Raw genomic sequence first — 21332 nt, 5'->3', positions numbered from 1 at the left:
CGGCCTAAAGCGCTATGACTGCGAATGCAAATAATTGCGTCAAAAACTGCTATCCTGGCGTCCCGCCATAGCGGCGCAGACGGATATCAGCTTGCTCCTTGTGGCCTGCAAATCCTTCCAGCGCACAGAGCCGCGAACAATATTCTCCAACCACAACCGAAGCCTCTTCGGTGACCCGCTGGAATGTACAGGTCTTGAGATATTTTCCGACCCATAGCCCGCCAGTGTAGCGCGCGGCCTTGTTGGTTGGCAGCGTGTGATTGGTCCCGATCACCTTGTCTCCGTAGGAAACATTTGTTTCTTTGCCGAGGAACAATGCACCGTAATTAGTCATATTTTTGAGGAAATAATTTGGGTCCTTTGTCATCACCTGCACATGCTCTGAGGCGATATCGTCCGCAACCGCAACCATTTCGTCATAACTGTCGCAGACAATTACCTGTCCATATTCTTCCCAGGCTTTTCCTGCAATTTCCGCGGTTGGCAAGATCGTCAGCTGCCTCTCTACCTCTGCCATAGTGTCCTTGGCAAGTTGTTCGGAATTGGTCAGCAGGACAGCCGGACTGTTCGGGCCATGTTCCGCCTGACCCAGCAAATCCGCTGCGCAAAGCTCACCATCCACACTGTCATCCGCGATGACCAGCGTCTCGGTTGGACCAGCGAACAGGTCAATGCCGACACGCCCGAAAAGCTGGCGCTTGGCCTCTGCAACAAACGCATTTCCGGGACCGACAAGGATATCGACCGGATCGACTGTTTCCGTTCCAACCGCCATCATGGCCACGGCCTGAACACCGCCAACGGTATAGATTTCGTCAGCACCGCCCATATCCATGGCAACAACAATCGACGGATGCGGCTTGCCTTCAAATGGCGGCGCGGTGGCGATAACACGCGGGACGCCAGCCACTTTTGCTGTGACAACACTCATATGTGCAGAAGCGATCAAAGGATATTTCCCGCCCGGGACATAGCAACCCACCGCATTCACCGGAATATGCTTGTGCCCCAATGTCACGCCAGGAAGCGTTTCAACCTCAACATCTTTCATTGAGTCCCGTTGAATCTGTGCGAAATTACGAACCTGTTCCTGCGCAAAGCGGATATCATCCTGTGCCGATTGCGGTACCTGTGCATAACAGGCGTCAATTTCCTCGCGGCTCAGCCGATAGGAATCGGGCGTCCAGCTGTCGAATTTTTCTGAATATTCGCGAACCGCATCATCGCCGCGTTCTTCCATATCGGCAATAATGCCTTCGACAATTTCACGGACTTTGGCATCGGTTTTCATCTTGGTATCGGCATCAATGCCTTCTTTGAGCCAGCGGGGCATAACATTCTCCTTGTCGATTTTGAGCGCACATAATCGGTTTTGCATTCGAATGCAATAATTGCCGCCGAACAGATACTAATTTATGTCTTAAGCGAGCTTTCCGAATAGATAGAGGAACAGCATGATCGCGACAAAGGCGATAAGAAGTCCCCATAATGGACGGTCAATCCGCCCCGGCACAAGATACCATCCATCCTGCTTTTCGGCTTTTCCACTTTCGCGGAAATGGCGGATCTGTCCCGGCACTGTTTGTTTATGCCAGTCTTTCTGAAAACCGTCGAGAAGCACGCTTGCGATCCACGATATAATGATATTAATCCCGCCGCCGATGACGACATACCAGGGCCAAGCGATTTCGGGATAGAGGCCGTTAATGCCCATTAATCCGCCCAGACCGACAATTACAATCAGGCCAATGGCCCCCGCCGCAACACCGACCAGCAAACCGCGTTCGGTCGTATGTTTGGAGAAGAACCCCATGCCGAACATGGCGAGCTTGGCGCCGACAAAATAGGAACCGACTTTCGACAATGTTTCCAAAATCGACCCGCCGCTGGAGATGAAAGCATAAGCCATCGGGATGACCAGCAGCGCCCAGATCAATGTGAATACCCGCGACATCAGAAGATAATGTGCTTCACTGCCATCCCCTTTGATGAACGGCTTGTAGATATCAGCAACGCTGACCGTGGATAGCGAATTGAAAGCCGACGATAGGCTGGACATGGAAGCAGATAGTATCGCTGCTGCCAATATTCCCATCAGACCGGGAATGGCCAATGTATTGGCAAAGGTGAGGATAATCTCATTGGGTTGCTCAAATGGCTCTCCTTTGAAATGCACGAAGAGCAACGCACCGACGAAGAAAAAGACGAAGTAGAGAATGAAGGCAACATAGCCCATCAACAGATAGGATTTTTTCGCGTCCCCAATATTCTTCGCCGCTAGTGCCCTCTGCACCATCATCTGGTTCGCGCCATAGACGGTGATATGGAACAAAGTCATCGCAAACACACCGGCCCAGACTGTGGGTGCGACGGTGAAATCAAGATCGGTATTGAGCGGATCAAGCTTACCATTCTCTGCAAGAAACGCCGTCGCGTCGGATAGGGGAGAAACCGCACCGAGTAGACAGTAAAGGATGATACCGGCACCGAGAAACAGGATCGCACCTTGCAGCACATCGGTCCAGATCACCGCATTCATCCCGCCTAGCAAGGTGTAAACCAGCACAATCGCCGTCATGATGATGATTGATATCTTGGGATCAATGCCGGTGATGAAAGTAACCACAACGGCGGTTGCTGTTAGTATCGAAGCGGTCGTGATGCTCTGGGTCATCAGGAAGATGATGCTCATAACCGTACGAGAGGTCGGGCCAAACCGCTTCTCAAGATATTCATAGATGGAAGTGACGCCGCTGTTGAAGAAAAAGGGCAAGAACAGGACGATCACAGCAAAGATAACCAGCGGATAATTCACATGGATTGCAAGCGCAGCCATACCGTCGCCATAAGCCCATGCCGGACCGCCAAGGAAAGAGAGCGCGCTGACATAGGTGGCGATGACCGAGATACCGATCGCCCACCATGGCGCAGAGCGGTCGCCAAAATTATAGTCCTGTGCAGTCTTTACCCGCCGGCTCATATACCAGCCGAGCATCAGGTTAGCGATCAGATAGACCCCTACTATGCCCCAGTTCAGCAATCCAAATCCCTGCATAATGCCCCCTATTAACCTTTGACCAAGCGCAATCTGGCCGGTCCAGTGCTTGTCGATTGCGCCGTTGGAGCTGTCTGTTTCAACAGAGCTAACAGAGCGTTTGTTACGATTTGTGGTTGCTCCATCGTTGAAAGATGGCCGCAATTTGCAATGATCGACAAAGCCGCATCGGGAATGGCATTCGCGAGTTCGATATGAATCTCCGGTGTGCAGACTATGTCATCGCGTCCGGTCATAACTATCGTCGGACAAGAAATGTTAGGCAATATGTCATGTGCCGAGCAACGGTTCATGAGCGCGATGGACTGCTGTGCGAAAACTTCTTCACCAAGCTTCAAGCCCATGTCTGCCAACAGATTCAGTCGTTCTGACGTCCGGTTGCACTTCGCCAAATAATTTGGTTTGAGCTCCTCTTGCATGACCAGGCTTAGCTTGCCTTCTGCAACCTTACATATCTGTGTTTTCCGCTGCTCCTGAACCCTATCTGCATGGGCGGTGGTATTGAGCAAGGCAAGATGCATGACGCGATCTGGAGCCTGCCTGACAATTTCCAATGCGACAATCCCGCCCATTGAGAGCCCTACCAACGCAAATTTCTTTGGTGCATCGGTCAGCACGTCATGGGCGATGCGCTCGATGCTTGCCGAGCGAGTGATATCGCCGTCAAGGCAAAGATAGCCGTTTCGGGACAGGCTTGCTTTCTGTGCCTGAAACAGGCGTCCATCGCACATGAACCCAGGAAGGAAGACTATCGGGTGTTGCGGCACGATGGCGGACATCTAAAAGAAACCGAGTGTTTCAATGCCGTAACTTACCAGCACATTCTTGGTCTGCTCAGCTTCGGATCGGCCTTCCAGTCCTTCGCATACATGAACAAATTCAGCGGTGATGTTCATCTTTGACATGATATGCTCCCAAAACGACTTTTTCTTTTCCCCTTGTGAAGATTTTTGCATTCGAAGTCAATTTGAGTTAATGGCGCTTTTTAAGCAAGGAATGACGATAAACCAACATTAGGGCATTGGCATCTCACGGCAATTGGGTCTGGAAGCATGCCGATATTCAAAATCACCGGGAACGCATCATCATGACACCAATAATATTGAAATCGATCTTGGCGAATTTTCGCAAAGCCGCCGAGAATTTCGATCCTGCCGTGATACGCCCAATCATGGACAATCTGTTCGCACACGATGCGACCCTGAATTTGTGCCATCCGTTTGGCACAGTTCGCGGACCTGGTGCATTCCTTGATGGCTGCCTGATTCCGCTGCATCAGGCGATGCCCGATCTCGAACGGCGCGATATGATCCTGCTGGCAGGAACAACGCCGGAGGGACAAGAATGGATAGGCGCCATGGGGCAATATATGGGGACGTTTTTAGCACCCTTCCTCGACATTCCGCCAACTGGTAGCCTTGCCCACATGCGCTACCATGAATTTTTCCGCATCGAAGACGGCAAGATTATAGAGATGCAGGCTATCTGGGATATTCCAGAATTGATGATGCAGGCGGGTGCCTGGCCAATGGCTCCGCAACTTGGTGCCTATTTGTGCACCCCCGCCCCAATGAGTGGAGATGGCCTTCATCTATCAGGCGATGGGCAAGCGACGATGGATCATGTCATCGCGATGCTGGAGGATTTGTGCCGCTATCCTGCAGATCAGGATCCGAAGGTCATGAACTTGGAAAAATACTGGCATCCACGATTTAATTGGTACGGCCCCGCCGGTATCGGGACTGCGCGCGGCATTTCCGGGTTTCGCAATTGGCACCAGATACCTTTTCTGCGCGCCATGCCTGATCGAAAGCTCGACGCCATGGGTGATTTATTGTCGCACTGGGTGGCGGAAGGGAATTATGTCTGTGAGACCGGATGGCCCAATATGCGCCTGACTTTGTCCCATGATGGCTGGATGGGAATCGCTCCAGCTGGCACGGAGGTTCTTCTGCGCAGTCTCGATTTCTGGAGAATGGAGGACGGCCTTATCCGCGAGAACTGGGTGCTTGTCGACCTGCTCGATCTATATGCACAGGTTGGCGTCGATGTGCTGACGCGTATGGGTGAATTTAACAAGGCCAGGAACTTGGGGGCGATTACCCTTCCAGACGTCCTTTCGAAAAACTAGCTGTGATTTGGCTTCTGGAGATTCCATCAGACCAACGTCCGCTTTCAGGATAAGCCTTAGAGTCCGCTTTGGGCGCAAAAGCGGGCACTAGAGTTCGGTTCCCTTGCGCGTCTCTTGTTAATCGGTAAGTTAGTAATTGAGGGGGGAAACTTATGCCTGATCAAGCGACTGAAGCATCGAGAACTATTACGCCTTATGATGTAAGTGATGCAGCACTTTACGTTGAAGATCGTTGGAAAGAGCCCTTTGAACAATTGCGGCGCGATATGCCAGTTAGCTACTGCCCTGATAGTCCTTACGGACTCTATTGGTCGGTTTCCACGCTTGATCTCGTGCAGCAGGTGGAGTTGAAATCGGAAATATTTGCGTCTTCAATAACGCTGGGCGGCATCACGATCATTGATCCACCCGAGGAGATGAAGTTACCCAATTTTATCGCCGCCGATGCGCCTACACACACCGCCCAGCGTAAAGTGGTGCAGCCTGCCTTCAACCCGAGCGAAATGAGCAGGCGCGAAGCTGAAATACGCCAACGAACTAAGCAGCTTTTTGACAATCTGCCAATTGGCGAGACATTTGACTGGGTTGAAAGGGTCTCAATTGAATTGACAATCGGTATGCTCAGTATCTTGTTCGATTTTCCGTGGGAAGAGCGTCTTGACATGAAACGCTGGTCGGATTGGGCGAGTGAAGTGTCACCCGATCAGTCCGAAGAAAGAACTGCGGAGTTCATGGAGCAGATGACACAGATGCTTACCAAGTTCGATGAGCTTTTTGAAGCCCGCCGCGCTGCTCCGCCTGCCGATGATCTGTTCTCGCGGATAGTGCATAGCGACGCCATGGGCGATATGCCGCCGATGGAACGAATTGCCAATATCGCGCTGCTGATAGTGGGTGGAAATGATACCACCCGCAATTCAATGAGCGGCTTTGTTCACGCTTGCCACCTCTTCCCGGAGCAATTCGACAAGCTGCGTGCCGATCCGTCTTTGGTTCCCAATGCCGCCCAAGAGATTATCCGCTGGCAATCGCCGGTCACACATATGCGCCGTACCTGCACGCAAGACACAGAACTGGGCGGACAACAACTGACAAAAGGCGATAAAGTCATTCTTTGGTACATTTCTGCCAACCGCGACGAGGGTGTTTTCGAAAATCCCGATCAGTTCGATGTGACACGAAAAAATGCCCGGCGTCACGTTGCCTTTGGTCATGGTGTACACCGGTGCGTTGGTGCACGGTTGGCGGAGATTCAATTGGCGGTCTTATTTGAAGAAATTCTGTCGCGTGGTATTCGGATCGAGGAAGTTGCTGAACCTACGCGGCTGGCTAGCCCATTCCTGCACGGGTTTACCGAAATGCCGGTGCAATTGGTTCCTATTGAATAGCAAAACCTAATGTCCGCTTTCGGGATAAAGCGGTCACAACGCCAGAGTTCGCTTTGGGCGCAAAAGCGGACATTGAATGAAGCATGTAATTCCTGATTTGACTACCTCACAATCCCTCAGTCGGCTTGTCTTTCGGTCAATCCAAAACAATGTCAGAAACGGGCTATAGAAATCTACCGTCAAAAGCACATCTATCGCAACTTATTTTTTGTACCACATCCGTCCCAATAACCCATCGCGTTTTACAAATTGATGGTACAACGCTGCTCCGGCATGAATAATAAACAAGAAAAAGATAAGACCGGCACCAGCTCGATGTGGCATTCGAGGAGGGTAATCCCAAAAATCGGGTAAAGCCGTGACAGATCCGCTGAAGATTATTGGTCCTGCTCCAGAAAGTGCAATCATTCCAATTCCGCTAGCCGCCGTGCCTAGAATTAAGATGTAAAACAAAATATGTACCGCGCGGGACAATCGATCCTGCCAAGGTGGCATTGAAACAGCGTCGGGCTTTTTATCTGCAAATAGCCACCAGCCTATCCGCCCCAGAGTCAACAACAGGACTGCGGAACCAATAGGCATATGCACCTTCAAAATAGCTGCTTTTGCGGCAGCATCTTCGATGTCACCCGCTCGGTAACCCGAGCCAATAAGAATAAGGATCAGAAAAACACTGAGCCAGTGGATGGTTACGGCTACCGAGCCATAGTGATCTTTGATACTTTTTGCAGACATATGATTATTATCTCGCGATTAGTGATGCAGTTGTTGCTCAAGCTGAAACTGGCAATGATTCCGATTGTGTTTAGAACAATGGATGGCCCTTCAGTCAGGATCGGGCTTCGCAGCTTGGAAGATAACCCCCGGTAAATGAGCTAAGTTTGACTCTTCTTTAGACAGCTGGTCATCGCCATCTAGATCGGCATGGTTGAATTCTTCAGTACTGGAGACCTGCTGTTCTTCTGTTGAAATTGCGGCGTCGCCATTTCTGTCTTTGATCGCAAACAAGATTCGTCTCGCGGCTTCATATTCTGCTGACCAGCCAGTGTTCTTAGAGTTTGTCTGAAATCCAAAATCCAGGGCTGAAAACTCTTCTTTTGAGACCGATCCATCGTCATCATAATCCATCGATGCGAAAACGCTGTCTCCGTAGTTGATCAATTCTGAACGGCTCAAGAAACCATCTTGATCTTTGTCAGCAAGCATAATCGTCATAGATATGAGGTCTTGATCACTCGGGTTTTGCTGCTCTTTTTCGATTGAGGTTTCGCTACACGCAGTTATCGGGAGGCATGCTCCCACCAAAGCCAGCGGAAGTAATCGTTTCACCAAATTGCCCTTTCTTTCTTTCGCATTTGGCTAGACCTGCCGTCTCAACTGATTTTGAATCACATCGTAGCCTATGCGTTGACCATTACTTGCAAACGCATTACTAGCATATGCAAGTTAAGTAAAGTCAATTTCACGGATGCAAACGTTGCAATGAGCAAGTATCGAAGTTATCTGTTTCCGTGGAGTGCGGAATTTATGACCAAAGTTACTAAAGCTCAAAAATTTAGGCAAAGTAGCTTCGGGTTTCTGATACAGCTTTTATCACGCCGTATTGAAGCACGTATGAAAGCCCAACTGGCTGAAATCGATCTGGATATAAAAATGTTCTCCAATCTGATGATGCTACGAGAAGGGGATGGAATCACACAGCGCCAATTGGCAAAGCTTGTTGATTTTCCTGAATATTCTACGAGCCGAAATGTCGATGCTTTGGAAAATGCGGGCTTGGTTGAACGTCGGCGGGACCCCAATTCTCGTCGCACGCATCTTATATATTTTACGCCAGCGGGAAAAAAGAAAGCTGATCTTCTGCCCGCTATGATAGAAGCAAACAACAAAGAAACACTCGAAGATTTGTCAGATGCCGAAATCGAAAAAGTGATCAAACTTCTGCACAAAGCAGCCAAAATTCCCGAAGAAGGCGATGCTAACCTTTGAATGATATTTGAGGTCTATCGAACAATCACGATATACAGACTTAGTACAAAAGAAATGGTAATCAGCGTCGTTCTAAGGTGATGACGAGCACCCCATTTAGCTATCGCATCCGATATTTCCGAGCCGTCTGTCTTTTCCTTCATCGCCAACAGTCTCGTATTTGTGGGTGCAATTAGAAGCCATGTTATCGGACCCAGCAGAAACGCAACCAAGGCAGCGATAAACCAAAGATAATCAGCCGTAACATAACCAGTGATAGCGAACAGAGCAGCGGTGATGAATCCAAGTGGCTTAAAAATTCCTGATGCGACGGGGAAGCATCTATGCCAATTGGCCAACTGATCCACAGGCGGCGTATTTTTTCGTACGCCAACTTCGACAATAGATTCATAAATCATTGCACCGGAGATAACACCAGCGCTTAAAACGCTTGCAAATTCCAATAGCTGTATAAGCACTCAATAATCTCCAAAGTTACGACTTGACCGGTAGTATGCAAACGCATCTATTGCAGATGCATACTACCGGTCAAGGTGTTTCCTCTGGCGAAACTCTGACTGCAAGCAAGCTTGGTTGGTTAGAATTACCAGCCGAATTGGAGTTTCTGCTTGGTCCGAATGCAAGTTAATCGCCGTAATATTTTTTGACGACAGAGGCACAGCGGGAACTCAAGCAGCGTAAAGGGAATGTCCGCTTTCGGGATGTTGCGGACACTAGAATCCAGACTAGTTGACAAATAAATGGCTATTCGTTGGGAAATACGATTGGGATTTTGGACAAGCCCACCCAGCCTACAATCACCAAGGTCTGTCGGGAATACGAATAGGCCGTTTAAGTCGCCCATTTGCCGTCCTTTCTTTCAAGACAAACTTCCAATGTCTTAGCTGCCATATGATAAATTGTGATATGCTGTCGACTTGATCGTCGTGGCGCCCATCAGGAAAGGCGCGAAGCTCCGAGAGGAGGGTTTCCAGCCAGGGCGCTGCTGATGGCAGCAAGATATGGCCTGCTTCAATCTCTCCTAGGCAGCCATTGACCCGTTCTACCTTGTCGCCACGAGGCGAAATCATATGAGGCCTAAAGGGAGCTTTTACACGCAATTCCTGCTCCAGTGATTTGCCGCTACTCGCGTCTTCGATAAGCACTTTGTCAGGTTTCCATTCCCAATATAGCTGAAGAACCTTAGACCTGAGTTTCGGATAATCCAGCTTGTTCCGGTATACATCGAGCAAATACCATTTTTTGTCTCGAAAGCCCCATGTCGTACAGACAGAATAGTCGCTCTGAGGTGAATCGGTGACGGCCGTATCCCAGCTCTGAACAACTTTGTGATACCAGCTACGGTCCTGCGCTTTGTTATAACGACCAAACCATTCAAGCCGGATCATATTGCCTTCTGGCGTAACCGGGTTTTGCTGATACTGGGACGAGAAGACCCGAGGCCCTTTGGTTCGCCTTTCCATTTCAAGAAGATCACGTGATTGGCGCTCCGGGTTCAGTAAATCGCCGACCTTACGATGCCAAAATCTATCGTTGCCCATGGCAATCTTTTCGTCTCTTTCAGCAATTGCAGGAAGCGACAGCGTCTCAAATCCCTTCTCCTTCAAATAAGCAGGTAAGTCATATTCGTGAAGACGTTGCTGGATGGAAATAATCGCGCCTTTGTTCGGATTGTTAAGACGTGTTGAGATTGTGCTGTCATACCAGCTAAACAGTTTTTGGCGTTCGGCCTCGCTTCTGGCCTCCTCCGCCTTCATGCAATCATCCAAGATGATGATATCGGCACCAAAGCCGGTTACAGTGCCATTTACCGAAACGGACTGTCTGCCTCCGCCTTTAGTTGTCTTGAGATGAAGAAGGCGGTCACCATCCTTTGCGATACGCAGGGCAGGGAAGAGCCGCTGATACCAAGCGCTGCTAACAGCACGTTTGAAATCGCTAGCATGCTGACGCGACAAGCCTTCGCTGTAACAAGCAATCATAATCGAGGCGGAGGGATTTTTTCCAAGCATCCAAGCTGGAAAGCCAGCGTTCGATATATAAGCTTAAGAATGGGCGTCAGATTGAATATGCCATATTCGGGACGAAGACGAAAACGGGAAACAAGCGCCCCGACACAATCCTATTTTATCATTGCCAGGTCTTTGGCGACATCTGGTTTAAGGAAACTGTCGATGCGGCTATTCGCGCCAATATGCAGATCGTTGCGCCGCTGAGACCGGGATTTGGGCGAACCAGTATTTATGAAGGTGCATCCAGCGACCCCTATAGCTTTGCTTTGGAGATGGAAGAGCTGCTTGATCATCTGCGCATCGACAAAGCGGCCTTAATGACGGTCAGTTCCGGTCTTGTCCACGGTCTGGCCGCAGCGCAGCTTATGCCGGACCGCTTTACCTCTATAACCGCATCACACCCGTTGCTGCCTGTTCTGGGCGATGAAGATTTGGAAGGGACCAATGGCTATAACCGCCTGATCCCGCAGACCCGTTTGCGCTTTCCACAGGCTTTACGCTTTATGGGCAAGGCCGGGTTTGCTTTTGTAAAAACCAAAGGCCCCGAAGCTTTTGCCAAAGCCGTCACCAGGGCTTCGGCAAAAGATGTGGAATGGGTATCCCGCCCCAATATTCTGCCGATCATCGTAGAGGGACTCTACGTCCATCAAGAAAATGGCTATATCGGCAATTATGGCGACATTAGCTTTGCGGAGGATTGGCGGCCGTTGCTTATCGATTGCCCCGTTCCTGTCCGGTTGGTGATTGGCGAGCATGACCGCAATGTCCAATGGAATGCGGCGCGAAAATGGGCAGGTGAATTGCCGCATGTGGCTTTGGAAATACTACCCAATTGCGGTTATCTGGCGCATCATCAGCAGGGTCCGGTATTCTTGAAATGGTTGAAAAGCGACCTCAGCATGTAAAAGTAAATGTCAGCGGCCCTGATCAGGGCTCTAAATGCAGGCAAATCGCAATAACGTGATCCGCATCCTTCAAATGAAGGATGCGGACTTGATATTCATCTGATACGTCGCTTAAAAACAGCAATTACAGAACTTACTATCGTGCATAGCGTCAAATCTTTCGGACAGGCGCAGACTATCGGGGGCAAACATGGCAATCCATCTGAATATACCAAGCAGCGGCTTGGTATCATGAACTATGTGGTTCGTGTATTGGCACTGTGCTTGTTTATTGCGACAAGCAATCAGGCTGCTGCGCAAGATAATATTGGAAAAGATAGCGCCGGTGAAGGCGGGCTTTCCACCATCATTGTCACTGCGCAAAAACGGCAAGAAAATCAGCAGAATGTGCCGATTGCCATCACAACTCTTACCGATGGTTTTTTGACCGGCAACAATGTTGATTCGCTTGAAGATTTGGCGTCAACAGTTGCCGGTTTTGTCACAACGCATAGTGTGAACTATGGTGCCGCGCCGCTCGCCATTCGCGGCGTAGGTGGGGCCAATGGCGGGGGTAATTTTTTCGCTGACGAGCCGGTGGCTGTCTATATTGACGAAGTTTATGTTGGCCGGCTGAGCATCTCCACCGCGGCCTTATTCGACATACAAGATATTGAGGTGTTACGCGGGCCTCAAGGCACGCTTTATGGTCGCAATTCAACAGCCGGGGCGGTTTTAATCAACTCCAAAGCACCGACAGACGCGTTGACGGGCTATATCGGCGCCGAGGTTGCGAGTTACGATGAATATCGCGTCAATGGCGCCATTTCGGGCCCTATTGTCGATGGCCTGCTAACCGGACGTATCGCTGCCGGTTATGCGGACAGGCGCGGCTATGGGACGAACAGTTTCGATGGATCGCGGATTGGCGGAGCAGAAGATATTTTCGCGCGGGCATCATTGCGTTTTACCCCGGATGATAATCTGACCATTGACCTTGTTGGCGACTATTTCGACCAAATGTCCAATACAGCAACCATTGCTGTGGCGGACCTTTCAAATCCAGCATCGGCCTCGCCCTTTATCGTCCGTCCGGATTTTGATCAGGTTTTAGATGATCGTGTCTTTGCGATAAATGATCCCAATTTCTATGAAGCCGAGCATCGCGGGCTAAACCTGAAGGCAAGGTGGGACATTGGCACGCTGACCCTCGATTGGATAACGGCTTTTCGCAGCTATGAATTTGATGCGGCTCAGGATAGCGATGGCACAGCGCTAAGCTTAATCAACAATGACGGTAACGGGCAGAATGACCAGTTCAGTCAGGAAATCCGATTGTCCTCAAATGAGGAAAGCGCCTTATCGTGGATTGTGGGCGGAATGTATTTCCGTGAAGATAATGATTTCTTCTTCCAAATTCGCAACATCAACGGGTTTTTCGGCTTAGGCACAGTTGCCGCCTTTCGAGCCACGCAAACAGTTGATGCCTTTGCGGTTTTTGCGGAAGGCAAATGGATGATCGATGAGATATTTTCGGTTACAGCCGGTGGACGATATTCTTCCGAAAAGAAAGATTTTACCAACCAGTTGGCAGTGAACATACTGAATGGCGGAATGGTTCCTGTTGCGGCACCTGTCTTTCCCGGTCAGAGTTTTGCTGCTGGCGCAACGCTGACGCCACCGACGGATTTTGCTGATAGCGGGAAATTCACAGACTTCTCGCCGCGCGTCGTTCTGGAAGCAAAAGCGGATGATGACCTGCTCTTATATGCCAGTTACTCGCAAGGATTTACCAGCGGCGGATTCAATGTTTTCGGGCTGGCTCCTGAATTCGGTTCACAGGGCATAAACGCTTATGAAGTTGGCTTGAAATCAGAATTCTGGGACAATAGAATACGCCTGAACGCCAGTGCGTTCTATTATGATTATACCAATCTTCAAGTACGGCTGCCGGTACCCACGGGTGGTGTCAATATCGCCAATGCTGCAGAAGCACGCATAAAGGGTGCTGAATTCGAGTTCACCATAATACCAACTACTGGGCTGAACTTGTCGGCCAATATCGCGCTATTGGATGCCGAGTTTACCGAAGGAAGCATTCCAGCCGTACCGGAAAACACCAGTTTTCCATTTGGCGCGCCCATCCCCCTGTCCCCGGTTGATATTGCCGGAAATAGCCTGAGCCGCGCCCCCGACTTTCAATTTTATGGCGCAGCGCAATATGAACTGGCCCTTGGAAGCGCCGCAAAATTAAACTTACACGCTTCCTATCGCTACCAAAGCAAGGTGTTCTTTCTGGAGACAAACCAGACCCAAAGCACCTTCTCTGGTGAGGCTTTTGATGAAGTCAATTTGCGCGTTTCATACACGCATCTGCCGAGCAATATTACAGCGGCCGTCTTTGGGAAGAATATCTTTGATAATCGCCACGCATCGCAGGTGACAGCATTGGGTGCCTTTCCCAACGCAGCGTTGAACGAGCCGGTGAAATGGGGCGTCGAAATTCTCAAAAAATTCTGATCAGGCGCTGGATATTGGGGTTAGCTGGACATTAAGAGCAACTCGTCCAGCACCTGATTACACTGTTCCGCATGGGGAGAATTTGCGGACCATTTTTTCATTTCGCAAACAAATTTAGCAGTAATCTCTGCGCCTTCGAATTTCTCGGCTTCTTCCGTTGCCTTTTTCGCGGAATCATGATCTCCCGCGCCAAGCAACGCCCAAGCCAGAGATAATCTCGGTTGATAATATTGAGGTGTCCGCAAAATAGCTTGCTCGCAAGCGGGCACAGCAGAGCCATAATCCAGCATGAACAAATGGGCTGTCGCGCGATAGGTGGCCCACAGGCCGAAGCGCGGGTGATGGGGGGCACGGCTTTCTGCCGCTTCAATAAAGTTCAGTCCGTCTGCATCGTCATTGGCTAGACATATCTGCCAACCAAGCACCGCCGTGGCATGTGCGTTATTGGGATCAAGTTCTACCGCCCGGCGCAAATAGCCAATCGCGTCCTTAGGCTGATGGAACATGGCATGTACAATGCCAGCCGCGCCCAATATCTCGGCATTGGTGGGCGCTGTTGCCAAGGCCAGTTCGATATTCTGAAAGGCCGAAATGCGGGCGGCATTGGGATATTCCTCCCATTGACTGACAGTATTTTGGCTCAATTGCACCGCCAAACCGGCCTGCAACACGGCATTGCCCGGATCGATTTCCAGACCTTCTGTGAGGAGCCGGACAATTTCCTGAGCCGTATCTTTCCCATAGCGGTAGCGCAGCGTTTCGGTTGTTTGAATGATACGATATACTTCGTTTTTGAACGGTCGCGCCGTCCTGTCAGCCGTCACCAACGGGAACTGGACATTGGTGGAAATAGCGGTTGATACATTTAGCAAGACATCATGCTGAACTTCAAAAAACTGGTCCAGGACAGTATTATATTTACCTGACCAAGCGAGCGATGAATCTTGCGTGTCGACCAGTTCAAATCGCAGTCTGATCTGTTCCGCCTGTCGCCGAAAACTACCCGTCAGAATGAAACGACAGCCAATAGTTTCGGCAAGATTTTCTATAGACAGTGTTTGATCATGAAGAGCGATCACCGAGCTGTGCGGCGTTACAGAAAGCATCGGTGTTTTTGCGAGCAAGCCGGTCAAATCACGCGCCATACCGTCGACAAGATACCGGTTCTCTGGAATATCGTCATAATCGGTGACCGGTATCACCGCGATCGAAAGATTATATTCCCGCCGATCCATTTGTATATTGTCTGTGCCTCGGCGGCGAGGCTGAGGTGTTTCAATCTGTCCTTCAACCGGGGCTTCCAGCTTATAGCCCGATTTGGAAACCGTTTTGATCGTGTTTTCGAGTTTCGGAAAAGACTTAAACGCTCGGCGCAATTGATAGACCAGGCGCGTTAGCGATTCATCGCTGCCCAAGCCATCTTGCCAGATCGTGTCGATCAAATATTCCCGATTGACCTGGACGTTGGATTTTGTCGCGAGAATGGAGAGGAGGGCCATGACTTTTGGCTCGACCCGAACCGCATCCTTATCACGGCCCACGGTCAATTCGGCCGGATTAACAGCCACCCCGTTTATCTGAAAAGCCGCGCCCGACTGGGCAGCGAAACTCGCTGTCTTCAAGGCTTTTTCTCCCCATCCCACCCCTTGGGAAAAGAAAATTTCAGGTGGCCTCGAACCAGAAACTTTCTTTTTTAACGCACGGTAAAACGAATCTTCCAAACCGCCGGTTCGAGCCTAGCTCTGTTCCATCATAAAAACATCATATTTTTCATCAGGACTGGGCGGAAGTCATTGCGTTATGCGGCAATTGTAGACGGATTGGGACAATATCTCGACGGAAAACCAGGGGAAACAAAGCATATCAAATATCTTAAATCGATATAGAGCGTCAATCGCACCGGACGGCGGTTTGCCCGCGAGTATCGCCAATCAAAATAATCACTAAGGACAACTTTATGAAAAATATTTTACGCACTTCCGTCGCTGCATTTTCGCTAGGTATGATTGCGCTACCCGGCGCTGCGCAAGCAGCGATTGTCATCAACATTGAACAAAATGGGTCGGATGTAATCGGTACTGTCAGCGGTTCGCTTGATTTAACTGGCCTGACGTTTTTTCGCAGTGTTGCAAATTTTAACGGGGGGGCTCTGAACTCTGTAGAAGCAAGGCGCGGCCTTTTTTTAGGCGCAGAAATTAAAAAGGCACCGTCTGATATTTATCAAGGAATAGCAGGTCCATCGAATTGGGGAATGGGCCGTCGGCTAAATGGACAGTCATTCTCCGGTGACACGTTTGGTATAGTGGTGGATCAATCATCTGTTTACCTACCTGTTGGCTATATATCTAATTCTGCAATTGCATCGACTGCGACCTTTGCTGGCGCAACCATAGCGAGCCTGGGTCTCGATGTTGGTGTCTATTCCTACACCACGCCGAATGACACGATCACCGTGAACATCGGCCAGGCGGCGCTTGGTGCGGTTCCCGAACCTGCCACTTGGGCGTTTATGATCTTTGGCTTTGGCGCTGTTGGCGGCGCCCTGAGATCAAATCGGCGGCGTCAGAAAAACACCGCGCAAAACGCGAATATCAAGGTTAGCTACGCTTAATTGCAACCCGAAGCGCAGCAACAGCCCCGCTGGAGCAATCTGGCGGGGTTTTTCGTTGCGCTCTGGTCCCAACCCAAACAGGCATGACCGCCTAACTCCGACCCCTAACAGGATGGCCACTTTGCCTTTCTGCGCCATCATAAAAACATCATTTTTTCCATCAGGACTTTGACGCAGGCTCCCGCTAGCCAAATTGCAGGCAGGGATGCCGATCATAAAATAGGGGAATGGATATGAAAAATGTAATGAAATTCGCAGCCATCGCAGCAGCCAGTGTTCTGGCAACCGCAACGCCTGCACAGGCCCAGCTTGAAATGTTCAAGGATTATACGGTTTCTGATTCAGTCTGGGTCATGGATACCATCAAGATAGACGCCAATATGGAGGACTATTATCTGGAAGGCCTGCGTTCGACATGGATTGCGTCCAACGAAGTCGCCAAAAAACTCGGCCAGATCGAAGATTATGCAATCTATCGCAGCGAATTGGGAGCATCTGGCTCTTTCAATATGGTTTTGCTGACCAAGTTCGCAAACACCGCTGATCTGGAACCGAATAAGCAAAAATATGATGCCTTCATGAAAGAATGGGGCGAGACAAAAGTAAAAGAGTCCCGGCAGATTTCGAAAGATCTTTATCCCACGATCCGGTCCATAACCGGCAGCTATATGTTGCGTAAAGTCGAAGTCAAATAAACGAAATGCACCAAAATGACGGGGTCTTAATGCCTCTGGCATAGAGCTGTTTGTGCTCCTCAAGCGCTATCAGTCCTGACCCCGCCCGGTACCCGGCGAATGAATATGCGACCCGTCATTCGCCGGGTATTTTTCAATAATATCACAAGAAACAGGACGTATCGAAGCGGGTTTTGCCAACTTGCGCTCGATGGGGGAATATTATGGAATCCGTAGCGCTACAAAGCCCTTCGCCTATGCCCGTATCTCTTGCAGAAAACCGCAATTGGCGGTTGTTCACAATTTTTCTACTCTATGCAGGCCAAGGCATACCACTTGGCCTGTTTGATTTCGCTATACCGGCATGGATGGCGGTCAACGGTGCGAGTGCGCAGGATATTGGCTTTGTGGTGGCGATGGTCAGTATTCCCTGGAGCTTTAAATTTATCGCGGGCATGGTTATGGACCGCTACACGCTGCTTTCCATGGGCCGTCGCCGGAGCTGGATTATCGGGGCGCAGGCCGTGATGATCGTTTGTCTCATCCTATTTGCAATAGTCGATCCGGGGCCGCGCGATATCTTGCTGCTTGGGATTGCCGGGCTTGCGGTTAACACCGCCACTGTCTTTCAAGACGTCGCGGTTGATGGACTAACGGTTGATATTCTCCCCGAATCCGAACGATCCATGGGCGGAGGACTTGCTTCAGGTGGTCAGATTTTGGGCATGGCGGCCTCTGCTTCGTTTACGGGGGCGGTGATCTATGTCTTTGGCGCGAGCGCCGCCTATATTGCCTGCGCCATTCTTGTTCTGCTAGTCACTATCCATATTATTTGGACGCGCGAACGCGTTGGCGAGCGTCGCCTTCCCTGGTCAATTGGCGAAGCGCAGGACGTGAACATTTTGGCGCAGTCGAACAGCTGGTTGCCATTGCTTTTGGCCGCTCTGAAAAATACGCTTTCGGTGCGCAGTTTCTTGTGGTTCGTGCCGCTGCTGACCACGGGCCTGACCTATGGAATATGCATTGTCGCGGTACCACTCATAGCCACCGCCCATACCGGTTGGGCGGAAGATCAACTGGGCTCGCTCAATGGCACAGCCCAGCTTATTGCCGGACTTGTGGCCATTAGCATTGGCGGGTTTGCGATAGGCAAAATTGGAGCCCAACGCGCCTTATGGATTTTGCGCATCGGCTATATGATGTTGCTCAGTTGGATGATTTGGTCCGCAGACAGTTGGACGGACCCGCGGATATTGGTCAGCTTTGCTATCGGTTGGTTTTTGCTATATTCGCTATGCGGCATTAGCACTGTTGTTATCAACATGCGACTGAGCCCACCCGCCATAGCGGCCACCCAGTTTTCTGTTTTCATGGCCGTCGCCAACATGGGCATCAGTCTGGCCGGCATATTAGTCGCATCAATTGCGGTGCTGGCCGAACCAAAGGTGATGCTGATGTTTTTGGTTGCTGTGCAGGCTGCTTCGGTCCTGGTTTTGCTCGTCGTGAAATTTCCCACCCGGCAAATTGGCAATGATGCTAGCGTGACGCCAGGGGGAATAGCGCGTGTCTGAAGCATTGAAACCACCGCGGGTGCTGGGCACTGTCGGGGCAAGCTTGCTCAATCTCAACGGGATGATCGGGGCGGGTATTTTTGCCCTGCCGGCATTGCTTTATGTTGGATTGGGTAATTTCGCCCCGTTTGCAATTCTACTTTTCGCTATTCCGACAATCTGTTTGGCGGCGACTTGCGCGAAACTCTCGACCGTCTTCGATCAATCAGGCGGCGCGCAACTTTATGTCGAAACAGCTTTGGGGAAATTTACCGGCTTTCAAGTCGGATGGTTTGTGATTTGCGCTAGCAGTGCCGGCAGAGCCGCGAATTTCCATGTGCTCGTGTCCTATCTGGCGGCGCTGTTCCCGGTTTTCGACGGCCCGGTCGCACGCCCGATGACAATTATAGCGTGCATCGCTTTCATGACCATAATGTCTGTTATTGGTACGAAACGGTCGATTGGCGGCGTGTGGGTGGGGACTATATTCAAACTGGCTCCGCTCGTGCTGCTTTGTGTTGTTGGCATCGGGATGAATGGTGTGCCCGCTGACATCGAATTGCCTAGCTTTTCTGGGCTGGAATCCGTTGCTCTCTTAATCGCCTATGCTTTTTCGGGTTTCGGAACATCAATTGCCACTGCCGGTGAAACGAAGGATCCCCGCACAACAGTGTTCCGTTCCGTGATTATGGCAATCGTCGGCGTGGCGCTATTCTATGCCGTCGTCCAATGGGCTTACATCGCCATAGCGCCGGAAACGGGCAACGCAGATATTCCCCTGGCTGTCGCCGCGCAAAAGCTGTTCGGTTATTGGGGGAGCGTGATGATCAGTATTGCGGCGGTCTTTTCCATTGCTACCAATCAGCTATGCGGCTTTATTGTTTTCCCACGTGTTCTTTTCGGAATGGGGGAGAGAAATCTTTTGCCGCGCTTTTTTGCCCATGTTTCTCCCCGTTTTCTGACTCCCGATTATGCCATTTTGTCCTATGGGCTATTCGTAGCGACCATTGCAATAACCGGTTCTTTTGCAACACTTGCCACATTGCTTGTCGCGGTTGAGCAAATTATTTTCGCATTGATACTGCTTTCTTTCGGTGCCTTATGGAAAAGCAACTTTCGCGAACTAAGAGACGCTACTGGTTCCCGGTGGCTAGTAATCCTTCCCGTTGCAGTCGCAATGGTCGCTTGGATGTCGTGGCAAGTTCCGGCAACTGCAATTCTCTCAACTATGGTTATGATAGCGATTGGGACAATTTTGTACTGGCTAGCAAAATACCGAGTATCGCAACAAATTCCGAAGGTCGCGCAAACATAATATCGCTAGTGTCCGCTTTCGGGATAAGCGGTATCTATGGGAATGTCTGAAATTGGGGCGCAAAGCGGACAATCCGCTTTGCGCCCCAATTTCGGCCGTTGATCGTCGGTGTTCAATTAGTTGAAAGCGGACATTGTGCTACGCTTGGACATCAATCCAAAGCGTCATCTTCTTCGTTGCAGTTTCTTTCGTCGGTTTAGCTCACCGGCAGCCTTGAGGTATTCTTTGTCTCTTTCGCATTCATCTAGATAATAGTCGTCGCTCATTGCTCTTCGAGCGTCTTTGGGGCCCATATTGTAAATAACTCCTCGGTATTCCGGACCATAGGTTGCTGCCCATTCTGCTTTGAACTTTTGCATTGCATCCCACTCACGCTTCTCACGCCTTTTGTTTTTGAAGTCACTATCCCAAGGCCTGTGACCATATTCCGAAAAGCGCTCACTATGACCGTCCTTGTAGCCAATGATGATTTCGCCACCGCCATGAACGTGTCGGGGATCGGGCATAAGGAGGTAGCCGTCGCCGAATGTCCGCCAAGTTGTCGATGAAAGGTGTTCTTCGGGGTAAAGCCACTCTTTCTCGGCCGCTGCGATATAGCGATGAGCACTCATCTTAGTGATGTAGTTTATTTCTCTCACCTCCTCCTCTGTCAGCATTCGCTCAACCTGAATATCGGTGAACTTGAACATCGCATTGCGAAAGAAGCCAGGATTGGGTCTAACGGTACGGGGTTTTTGAAAAGGGTCCCGAACCCAAGATAAGTTTGTGAAAATCAGGATCTTGTTGGGGTTCAATGGGAAATAGGTGTGCGTGGCCACATATCGAACGTCCGGGCTTTCAACGCCTCGGCACCATTGGGAGTTCGGCTGACACTCTCGATTGCAAGAAACCACCGGATTGTCGGAGATTATGAACTTCGTCCCGCTTTCGGATGCATCAGCAATTTGCCAAGCACACTCAGTCCAGATTGCACAGAACAGATTTTGAAGTTCTTGTAGATCGAGAAGCACCTGATTCTTGTCGCGGGATCGTAGGTGTTTTTGCAACCACACAAGACCTCTCGGTGTGCGCAACTTCTGAATACTAAGATAGGGAAGCAGAACGTTGAAAGCGTCCTCGCTTCCACCACCAAAAGCGAAATCTGAAAAATGGTCTAGCGCCGCCGGCGCAGCCCTGTCCCACTTCCCGAAGAAGAACTGTTCG

The 21332-nt window shown here is 50.3% G+C and carries 19 protein-coding genes; 9 read left to right on the top strand and 10 right to left on the bottom strand.

What is annotated here, in order from left to right:
- Positions 1–49 precede the first annotated feature (49 nt).
- The 4 genes from hisD to ABJM21_RS12045 all read right to left on the bottom strand — a co-directional run bounded on the left by hisD (position 50) and on the right by ABJM21_RS12045 (position 3960).
- Positions 50–1333 carry a histidinol dehydrogenase gene (gene hisD, locus ABJM21_RS12060; protein WP_348302487.1) on the bottom strand — a complete coding sequence of 428 codons (1284 nt, stop codon included), beginning with the start codon at positions 1331–1333 and terminating at the stop codon, positions 50–52.
- A gap of 87 nt (positions 1334–1420) precedes the next feature.
- On the bottom strand, positions 1421–3055 hold the full coding sequence (locus ABJM21_RS12055) for a sodium/solute symporter (RefSeq protein ID WP_348302486.1): 1635 nt from the start codon (positions 3053–3055) through the stop codon (positions 1421–1423).
- 11 nt (positions 3056–3066) lie between these two features.
- Positions 3067–3834 (bottom strand): alpha/beta fold hydrolase, encoded by a 768-nt coding sequence (locus tag ABJM21_RS12050; protein ID WP_348302485.1) that lies wholly within the window; start codon positions 3832–3834, stop codon positions 3067–3069.
- On the bottom strand, positions 3835–3960 hold the full coding sequence (locus ABJM21_RS12045) for a hypothetical protein (protein WP_348302484.1): 126 nt from the start codon (positions 3958–3960) through the stop codon (positions 3835–3837).
- A 182-nt stretch (positions 3961–4142) separates the two neighbouring features.
- Here ABJM21_RS12045 and ABJM21_RS12040 point away from each other — a divergent pair, with 182 nt between their 5' ends.
- A complete protein-coding gene (locus tag ABJM21_RS12040) occupies positions 4143–5186 on the top strand; it encodes an ester cyclase (RefSeq protein ID WP_348302483.1) in 1044 nt (347 codons plus the stop codon).
- Positions 5187–5338: 152 nt separating this feature from the next.
- Complete coding sequence (locus ABJM21_RS12035; RefSeq protein ID WP_348302482.1) at positions 5339–6574, top strand: cytochrome P450; 1236 nt, start codon at positions 5339–5341, stop codon at positions 6572–6574.
- A 201-nt stretch (positions 6575–6775) separates the two neighbouring features.
- On the opposite strand, the gene ABJM21_RS12030 is transcribed toward ABJM21_RS12035, so the two are convergent.
- The gene (locus ABJM21_RS12030; RefSeq protein ID WP_348302481.1) at positions 6776–7309 is read right to left on the bottom strand and encodes a cytochrome b/b6 domain-containing protein; all 534 of its coding nucleotides are present in this window, start codon (positions 7307–7309) and stop codon (positions 6776–6778) included.
- A 90-nt stretch (positions 7310–7399) separates the two neighbouring features.
- Positions 7400–7903 carry a hypothetical protein gene (locus ABJM21_RS12025; protein WP_348302480.1) on the bottom strand — a complete coding sequence of 168 codons (504 nt, stop codon included), beginning with the start codon at positions 7901–7903 and terminating at the stop codon, positions 7400–7402.
- A 198-nt stretch (positions 7904–8101) separates the two neighbouring features.
- On the opposite strand from ABJM21_RS12025, the gene ABJM21_RS12020 reads away from it, so the two are divergent.
- The gene (locus tag ABJM21_RS12020) at positions 8102–8563 is read left to right on the top strand and encodes a MarR family winged helix-turn-helix transcriptional regulator (RefSeq protein ID WP_348302479.1); all 462 of its coding nucleotides are present in this window, start codon (positions 8102–8104) and stop codon (positions 8561–8563) included.
- 14 nt (positions 8564–8577) lie between these two features.
- On the opposite strand, the gene ABJM21_RS12015 is transcribed toward ABJM21_RS12020, so the two are convergent.
- Together ABJM21_RS12015 and terL are read right to left on the bottom strand one after the other, a co-directional pair.
- Positions 8578–9021 (bottom strand): DUF1772 domain-containing protein, encoded by a 444-nt coding sequence (locus tag ABJM21_RS12015; RefSeq protein ID WP_348302478.1) that lies wholly within the window; start codon positions 9019–9021, stop codon positions 8578–8580.
- Between the two features lie 339 nt (positions 9022–9360).
- The gene (gene terL / locus ABJM21_RS12010) at positions 9361–10575 is read right to left on the bottom strand and encodes a phage terminase large subunit (RefSeq protein ID WP_348302477.1); all 1215 of its coding nucleotides are present in this window, start codon (positions 10573–10575) and stop codon (positions 9361–9363) included.
- Between the two features lie 5 nt (positions 10576–10580).
- Here terL and ABJM21_RS12005 point away from each other — a divergent pair, with 5 nt between their 5' ends.
- Together ABJM21_RS12005 and ABJM21_RS12000 are read left to right on the top strand one after the other, a co-directional pair.
- Positions 10581–11480 (top strand): alpha/beta hydrolase, encoded by a 900-nt coding sequence (locus ABJM21_RS12005; protein ID WP_348302629.1) that lies wholly within the window; start codon positions 10581–10583, stop codon positions 11478–11480.
- Between the two features lie 141 nt (positions 11481–11621).
- A complete protein-coding gene (locus ABJM21_RS12000) occupies positions 11622–13979 on the top strand; it encodes a TonB-dependent receptor (protein WP_348302476.1) in 2358 nt (785 codons plus the stop codon).
- Positions 13980–13999: 20 nt separating this feature from the next.
- On the opposite strand, the gene ABJM21_RS11995 is transcribed toward ABJM21_RS12000, so the two are convergent.
- Positions 14000–15601 carry a winged helix-turn-helix domain-containing protein gene (locus ABJM21_RS11995; RefSeq protein WP_348372365.1) on the bottom strand — a complete coding sequence of 534 codons (1602 nt, stop codon included), beginning with the start codon at positions 15599–15601 and terminating at the stop codon, positions 14000–14002.
- Positions 15602–15936: 335 nt separating this feature from the next.
- Here ABJM21_RS11995 and ABJM21_RS11990 point away from each other — a divergent pair, with 335 nt between their 5' ends.
- The 4 genes from ABJM21_RS11990 (at position 15937) to ABJM21_RS11975 (ending at position 20129) form a co-directional block, all read left to right on the top strand.
- On the top strand, positions 15937–16590 hold the full coding sequence (locus ABJM21_RS11990; RefSeq protein WP_348300916.1) for a PEPxxWA-CTERM sorting domain-containing protein: 654 nt from the start codon (positions 15937–15939) through the stop codon (positions 16588–16590).
- 233 nt (positions 16591–16823) lie between these two features.
- Positions 16824–17285 carry a hypothetical protein gene (locus ABJM21_RS11985; RefSeq protein WP_348300917.1) on the top strand — a complete coding sequence of 154 codons (462 nt, stop codon included), beginning with the start codon at positions 16824–16826 and terminating at the stop codon, positions 17283–17285.
- A gap of 203 nt (positions 17286–17488) precedes the next feature.
- Positions 17489–18835 (top strand): MFS transporter, encoded by a 1347-nt coding sequence (locus ABJM21_RS11980; RefSeq protein ID WP_348300918.1) that lies wholly within the window; start codon positions 17489–17491, stop codon positions 18833–18835.
- Positions 18828–20129: an APC family permease gene (locus ABJM21_RS11975; protein ID WP_348300919.1), complete on the top strand. Its 1302-nt coding sequence runs from the start codon at positions 18828–18830 to the stop codon at positions 20127–20129. Before ABJM21_RS11980 ends, ABJM21_RS11975 begins: the two co-directional genes overlap by 8 nt.
- Before the next feature lie 164 nt (positions 20130–20293).
- Here ABJM21_RS11975 and ABJM21_RS11970 read toward each other — a convergent pair whose 3' ends face one another.
- The gene (locus ABJM21_RS11970) at positions 20294–21181 is read right to left on the bottom strand and encodes a DUF4238 domain-containing protein (RefSeq protein WP_348300920.1); all 888 of its coding nucleotides are present in this window, start codon (positions 21179–21181) and stop codon (positions 20294–20296) included.
- Positions 21182–21332 lie beyond the last annotated feature (151 nt).

It is taken from the genome of Parasphingorhabdus sp., from assembly GCF_039977335.1.
In the GTDB taxonomy this organism is placed as follows: domain Bacteria; phylum Pseudomonadota; class Alphaproteobacteria; order Sphingomonadales; family Sphingomonadaceae; genus Parasphingorhabdus.
The sequence above is the reverse complement of the archived record's forward strand: the minus strand, read 5'-3'. Positions and strand labels throughout refer to the sequence as shown.